General features: G+C 53.2%; 1 protein-coding gene. It reads right to left on the bottom strand.

Annotated elements, in window-relative coordinates; all coding sequences use genetic code 11:
* On the bottom strand, nt 1-878 hold an 878-nt coding region (locus L2W58_RS06595; RefSeq protein WP_236102558.1), incomplete at its 3' end, for an HAL/PAL/TAL family ammonia-lyase.
* Nucleotides 879-1,114: the final 236 nt, after the last annotated feature.

Here is a 1,114-nt window from a genome sequence, read left to right as displayed (position 1 = left end):
CTGCTGGCTCCGTGCACTATGGGGATACAGCGAAGCGAGTAGGCGTCCTGTACCCTCTCGTGTTTGAATTTCTCAATTATCTGGCTGTCCTGGATGAGTCTTCTGATGTTGGAGGCCACGTCGATCTGTCCCTGATGGGGTCGGATTGCGTGGGTTCTCTCGTCGAAAGCGTAGGGTACGCCGTGGAGGGCCTCCACCGAGAGGGCTCCTGCTATGTCTGCGGTCTTCGCTACGGTAAGGGCGTCCCAGAGGGCCAATGCTCCCAGACCGGTCAGGGCGGCGGTTCCGTTGTTGAGGGCCAGTCCCTCTTTAGGATGGAGGTGTATCGGCTTGAGTCCGGCCTTGCTCATCGCCTCCAGAGCGGACATGCGAACGCCTTTGTAGAAGACGTCTCCCTCTCCGAGCATCGAGACCGCTATGTGCGAGAGAGGACAGAGGTCTCCGCTGGCTCCCACCGATCCCTGAGAGGGGACGTGGGGGATGATGTCTAAGTTGAGGAAGTTGACCATCTGGGTGAGAGTCTCCAGGGTGATACCCGAATGTCCGGCGGTCAGTCCGTTGAGCCTTAGTAGCATGATAGCTCTGACGGTCTCAATCGGGAGGGGATCCCCTACGCCTACCGCGTGGCTTCTCAGGAGGTTTTCCTGAAGAAGGGTGCATTTCTCTCTGTCGACGTTTACCGTAGCCAGATCTCCGAATCCGGTGGTGACACCGTATATTATCCTGTTGTCCTCCACCCATTTCTGGATCAGTGACGAGGCGTAGTTGACCTTTTTTATGGCCTCTTCGTCGATCTCGACGGAGTAGCCCTTTCTCGCTACGTTGACAAGGTCCCTTAGGGTCAGGGAGTGACCGTTTATTTTGACGACATCGTTCATTTTACCTATTGCCTCCCCAAGCTGTTAGTATAGTGTTTATTTTGCAAAAACAACACAACGAAGTGGTCCGTTTAGATCATTCTAGCATCTGTTTTTTCAAACTGTCAAATAAAACCTGAATTTACCCTACAATTTCATCGCATCGGTAGGTAGCTAGCTGGTTGCTTGGATATCTCTTTGCCGTGAGAGAAAGGCAGATGGATAGTTCTTCATGTAATACAGAAAGAGGGGGGGGG

Source organism: Dethiosulfovibrio faecalis (assembly GCF_021568795.1).
Taxonomy (GTDB): Bacteria; Synergistota; Synergistia; order Synergistales; family Dethiosulfovibrionaceae; genus Dethiosulfovibrio; species Dethiosulfovibrio faecalis.
This window is presented reverse-complemented; position numbering and strand designations above follow the sequence as displayed.